The sequence below is a fragment of the Leptothoe spongobia TAU-MAC 1115 genome, assembly GCF_018739885.1.
Classification (GTDB): Bacteria; Cyanobacteriota; Cyanobacteriia; order Phormidesmidales; family Phormidesmidaceae; genus Leptothoe; species Leptothoe spongobia.
Map to the genome: position 1 here is coordinate 197,439 of NZ_JADOES010000001.1, position 6,000 is coordinate 203,438.

Genomic DNA, 6,000 nt, shown 5'->3' on the forward strand with positions numbered 1-6,000 from the left:
AGAGAATGATTAGTCAGGGAACTCAACAGGTTGGCTTTTGCTTTTAAGGAGGAGAGGAGTTCTGTTTTATGATCGTTAACACCTCTCTGAGAGACATTTTTTTGTTTTAGGTTTATAACAGCTAGAAGCTTTAAATAGGAACTTTTAGGATTGTAGTTGGATGACATTATTGAGCTTTCTCCTGGAAAGTGGGCGTGACGCCAAAGTTCATGCGCACCATGCCACCGGGAGCAAGATTCACGATCCGAGACTGGCTGTTGCGTTCTTTAAAGTAAAGATTGGGGGCGAGGGTATAACCGGGCAGGCTGGTTAAATCGAGGACACCGCTGCGGGTGCCCGGTAACATGCACTCGACTGAGTACAAACCATCGGCATCCGTCACAATCCGGTTACCATCGTCTAAAAAGATCACAGCATTGGGGATACCGGCTTCGCCAGGTTGCTGTTCTCCATCAAAGTTCTTATCCACAAAAACACGGCCAATTAACGTGGCACAGTCCGTGAGAATACCTGGGTCAATGACTAATCGATGAATACTGGGGCCATCTTGTACAAAGAACTGATTGTCACTACGCTCAGCAGTCACTGAGGCAGAATTCTCACCATCACCGCGCAGCGCATCGGGAGTAACGCGAACAGCGTAGAGCACACTCAATGTTTCATCTACTGGTAATGCCGTTGCCGTTGTGAATGTGACTTCAGCACCAGATGCTTGAGCATCCAGTGCCACGGTTTGTTCATTGAGTACGCCTGTTACAGACTCTGGAATGAGTTGAAATCCTTGGGGAAGAATATCTTGGACAGTGACGGAAGCTAGTTCGATATCGGTTAGATTTCGGAGCGCCAAGCGATAAACGACAGTGTCACCAGGTTGAGCTGCAGCTCGGTCAGCGGTTTTATCGATGCTGATTTGGTTTGGATCACACATCACCATACCGAGTGCCAAGGAGAACAGGTTGAGCCCCTGGGTTTCGGCATTGAAAATCTCAACAACTGTTTCAGTTACTTGGCTGCCACCGCTAGTAGAAATTGGAATGCCATCTAAGGCTGTTGCTACGTAGCGAATAATGGAGTTGTTGACGCCACCTGTACTATCGATTAGTTCTAGCTTGATACGACGCTGTGGAAAAACAGAATCCGCAGGTGGATCAACGACTAAAATATACTGAGCATCCTTACTGGTTTGAGTTAACCCTGCATTAACTGGGCTTTGCAAGGGGGTTTCAGAGTCAAATAAGAAATTATATTGCCCTGCATCTGCATTGGTTAAGAAAAATGGGTTATTGTTCTCTGTATTGGGTGCCTTACCACCAGAAACACCATTGTTCTCAATGTCGGGGACTTCTGTCGTTGTAAGAGGGATTAAAGGACCTAGCTCTAAACCGCTAGCATCGGGTTCATACAGTGCAACCGAGAAACCTGCATAGTTAGGCAAGAGATCGCCATTACAACCTAAGATCTGTCCAAGGGGATCAACCAGCTCTCCTATGTCGACAACAGTTTCTGCAGACGTACCATCTAGTGCAATGTTGCGATCGCCATCTCTATAGTTAAATGTTGCTTGGTTGTAAAGTTCATCGGCTCTTGCGATCGCAATAAACGGTACCTGACAAAAGCTACTTGCTAACAAGACAGCTATCGTGCGATGCATCCAGGTGGGCCAAGTGTCTGGTTTTGGTTTTGGTTTTGGTAGTTGGGATACCTTCATTTTTAGTCTCAAGCCTGAATGATCAAGAAAATAGCGGTAGTAGCAGTTGTTATTTGCCGCGACCGAGCGAGCCAGAGATGGTACGAGCTCATCGAGTGCAGAATAATTACTGATGCCGGATTGTCAGAATAATTGAGTGTTTTTCAGTGAATACTCTGTGTCTTATGGCACGAGAAACCGAACGTACCTAATTCGTAGGGCGTTTTTATATATCAAGGTTGACCAATATTTCATGCATCTCTTCTTAGAGAGGACAACCCATTGATATAAAATTATTTTTGGCTGTGGAGAAAAGCTGTTTACATCTAGAAATCCATGAGAGGAGAAAGCTCCCCTCCCATGGTTAGCTTTACTGGACTTTCACGTTGTAGGACGCTTTGACTGACTGAGCGGAAGCTAGATCATCGCCAAAGTTCCACTGGATGTGGGTGTACATCTCAGCTGGTGCGGGTTGCAGTTCAACCGTGCCATCGGGCAGGGTGACTTCAACCATGGGGGCAGCCACAAAGCTCTGTCCACCATCGATACTGTAGACAATCTCTGCACTGCCCTCAGTTTTAGCAGACTTAAGCATATAGCTAGTCTGGTTGGGGATGGGTTGAGTGATCGACAATCCTTTGGCCTCAACATCACCAGAATTAGAGCCATCCACGGTATAACGTAGGACGTCGCCGGGTTGAACAGTCACTTTACTATCTACGGCTTCCCAAGAGGTTTTCTCCCGGCCATTGGCATCGAGTTCAACAATCTGTTTTTCGGCACCTAAGCTGAGCTTAACCTCAGGACGTAGAACAGCCTGAACAATAGCTTCTTTGACCTCTTGCAATTGAGCCAGGACGGGCTGACTAGTGGCAAAGGGCATAGCACCCGCTAGAGCGAGGGCACTAAGACCTAACAAAAGACGTTTCTTTGCAAAAAGACGTTGCATCATCATTACTCTTGTGTAATTTCAAAGGGTTTTCAGCGTTCAAATCTTTACCCTGGAGCAAGGGGCAAACTCTATTGGATCATTCCCTTACTCCAGAGAATGCATCAGGCTTAGTTAATACGACGCTCAAACTCGACGTAACCAGTCTCTAGAGGCTCGACATCTCCCTCAATATCAAAGACATACTTAGTCGTGTCTGTGTTGTAAGAGGTGCCTGAGAGTTCAGTTGTTGGTGTGGCAACATCTGGGTTAAACGCTGGTAGATCGCCAGCGTCGCAAACCTCGCCGCCATTAAAGAACAAGACAGTACCCGTTGACCCATCGTCTAGATTCGTCAAGTCAACTGAGTTTTGTACATGACGAGTGTCAAGATCACCATTTACATCGTTGTCGAAGGCCCAGTTGTTAGAATTAACAGGATCAGCTGCCAGGCAGGCTCGCTCTGTACCATCCTCAAGGATCGCCAGGTCAGATGCTGTCAAGAGGACGTTACCTTGCATGGGCGCAACTTCAGTTTCAGAGATGTTGCGGTAGGTAATGCGATAACGAATATGGTTACCAGGTGCGGGGTTACCCGATACTTCTGGACCATCACCACGAACGACCTGAGCCGTCTTCACCAGTTCCAAGAAACCAGTATAAACACGGTCAATGGTAATGTTTGCGGTCGTTGACGTATCCAAGATATTCGTAATATCGGTGGTATCAATGCCGTCATTACCGTTAGCAACGTCCTCAGCCTGAACATCGGTGACACCTGCAAAGGTAGCCTGGATAGGTACAGGGAAGTTATCTAACTCGGTAATGTTGACTGTATCATTAGGTAAGTCAACCTCAACACCGTAGTCAAACTCATCATCGCCGCCAGGGACTGTATCGTCTGCGCGGATTGGGACAATAATGTCAGGATCACCCAGATTTGTCTTGTCCCAACTAGCACCATCGTAGGTGTATTCAACCCGAGTACCATCCGGAGCAATGATAGTTGCCGTTGTGCCAGCAGGTAGATCAGCTGGGTCATCAGGTGTAATTGGCTCTAGACGAACCCAACCATCTTCATTACCAGCGTTGTCAACCGTATTGGTGAACTCAACAACCGGTGGGTCACCAGCAGAGAATGGAGCGGACTTGTTAGTAAAGTCATCGTTAGTGCCAGTAGGACCAACTGCATCGGGAGCACCATCAGGACCATTCAACAGGTCTGACACAGGCTCAGGCACCAGGGTAACAACGATAGCTTCACCATCACCGTCGGTGTTGTCTCCTGTGTTGTCATCAGTGGGATCAGCTGGCGTGTCACCACCGGGGTCAATCCCTTGCTCAAGCAAGTCGGTTGGATCTTCGATATAACCGTCATCTGGAGTGAAGCCCTCAGGTAGAGGTGTAGCCGGATCATCAATCACATCAGGATTGAAGCTACTGTAGGTGTCGGTAGCAGGATCATAGTTACTGGGGGTGTCATCACCAGACTCATCCATAACCGGGAAGCTAAGGGACTCATCTTCTGGGGTCAATGGGTCGTCAACAACACCCGAACCAAAGACCTGAGCAATGTTAGCAATGGTTATAGGAGCTGCTGTTGGGTCAACTTGATCGGTAATGACTGTAATTTGGAAACCAGTAACGGTGTCACCCACTGGCACTGCTGTGTTAGCAGGACCGATAAAACCAACTCTAGTGGCCCCTGCCGGGTTAACGGACCAAGTGGCCTCAATAGCACTTGTTGTTAACGGATCAGACGTATAGACGACACTCCAATTTGTAGCCGGTGTAGGAGGAGTGGTACTTAAAGAGGTACCGTCAGGAATGGCATCAGACACCAATACATGTCTGTCTGTCAATCCATTCAGAGTAATGGGTTGTAGATCAGCGGCTTGGGCGTCACTACCAACAGGAACACCATTATTATCTAGAACATCAAATTCGAGATCGTAGGTAATGGTATCGTCCAGAGGATCTGCATTACCTTGATCGCTGTAGTCGTTGATGGACTTCTTCAGTTCTACTAGGGGCTGCTCAAGGGGCTCTTCACCAATGGTGACTTGACCAGTTGCACTGGCTTCACGCTCACCGTTAGCAGGTGCGTCAGGACCAGCTTCAGCAGCAGTTTGAGTACCATTGGCAACGTCTGTAGCATCGTTGTCGTCGGTGAAGATGCTACCACCGGATGAGTCATAGGACTGGTTCTGACCGTCACCGGGCGTATCACCATACTGCACGCTAACAATATCGTCATTTTGCGCACTGGTGGAGACCTGAACAATCACCTGGACATCAAAGGAATCACCTGATGCAATGTTTTCTACGTCTGTTCGATTAGTGATGTCAGTTTCGTAAGTACCATCACCGTCCAGGTCAGCTCTGATACTAACAACACTGTCTACAGGACCGGTGAAGTCAGCTACGGCAGGTAAACTAATGTCAGTTTCATCGTTACCGACGTTGGTAACTTCAAAGATAAACTCTAGTTGCTCACCAGGGCCTGGAGGATCAGCGTCTGGTGTGAATTCTTGAGCAGAGGTATTAACAACGGTGATACCAGAAATCTCAGCTACTTCAACCACAACAGTATTCGATGTGGATGTCTGAGGTGTGCCATCGGGGTCACGATAGGTGGCAGTGGCGGTGTTACTAATTTGTGTACCAGCGGCGGTGCCATCGGCTAGCACAACACCCATTAGATTAAATACACCACCAATCGCAAGGGCGGATGCGACGACCGGCTTACACAACTGCCAGCCCAGTCTCTTGGAACTTTTGTTCTTTGTCATTATTTCTGAGAACCAATGAATAAATTGAGCAGGTTAGAGAACCACTTTATTGAAACCAATGGGGCAGCGGAGGCAACAAGACTCAGACAAACTTGCGACAATTACAACGAGGGGGCTATCTAGTTACAAGTTAAAGCTGCTAAAACTCAAATGAAATCAAAAGAGCTTTATTAACCCAATAGCGAAAAACTCTCTGAGTTCTCTACTAATAATTGATACTAATTAATAGAAGCATTTCAGGATGTTTTTCTGCTTTTCAAACAACATACAAAAGAAAGAATTAGACTTGTTTTTCTTGATTGAAATTCAGTGGCCTTATTCTTGTTTGACCTTGTTTTACAGTGTCTCCCTCTATTGGATGCCCCTTTTTATGGAGCTAAGGCTAAGTCTCATCACTGAACTTTAGGCAATTAAGTTCAGTGATTTTATGGGTGATTATTATCTTTTTTAGGTGAGATGAAAAAGCGTTTCGGTTATTACTTATTTGAATGGCTTTTAAGTGTGTTTTCTTGTTTAACAATACTCCGGACAGAATTAGGAGACTAGAACCCCGTAGTCACAAAGGCTTGAATAGTTGGGGTGTGATTTAATCA

3 protein-coding genes are annotated in these 6,000 nt (G+C 46.6%); all 3 read right to left on the bottom strand.

All coding sequences use genetic code 11. From position 1 onward, the window contains the following. Window positions 1-166: 166 nt before the first annotated feature. On the bottom strand, window positions 167-1,708 hold the full coding sequence (locus IXB50_RS00955; RefSeq protein ID WP_215607050.1) for a DUF11 domain-containing protein: 1,542 nt from the start codon (window positions 1,706-1,708) through the stop codon (window positions 167-169). Between the two features lie 349 nt (window positions 1,709-2,057). Next, window positions 2,058-2,636, bottom strand: coding sequence for a hypothetical protein (locus IXB50_RS00960; protein ID WP_246564018.1), 579 nt, complete (start codon window positions 2,634-2,636; stop codon window positions 2,058-2,060). 110 nt (window positions 2,637-2,746) lie between these two features. Further along, entirely contained in the window at window positions 2,747-5,407 is a 2,661-nt protein-coding gene (locus IXB50_RS00965; RefSeq protein ID WP_215607052.1) for a DUF7925 domain-containing protein, read from the bottom strand. Window positions 5,408-6,000: the final 593 nt, after the last annotated feature.

Bases quoted from the DNA above. Each gene is read 5' to 3' on its own strand.
- IXB50_RS00965 (WP_215607052.1), bottom strand. From the start codon at position 5,407: ATGACAAAGAACAAAAGTTCCAAGAGACTGGGCTGGCAGTTGTGTAAG.
- IXB50_RS00960 (WP_246564018.1), bottom strand. From the start codon at position 2,636: ATGCAACGTCTTTTTGCAAAGAAACGTCTTTTGTTAGGTCTTAGTGCC.
- IXB50_RS00955 (WP_215607050.1), bottom strand. From the start codon at position 1,708: ATGAAGGTATCCCAACTACCAAAACCAAAACCAAAACCAGACACTTGG.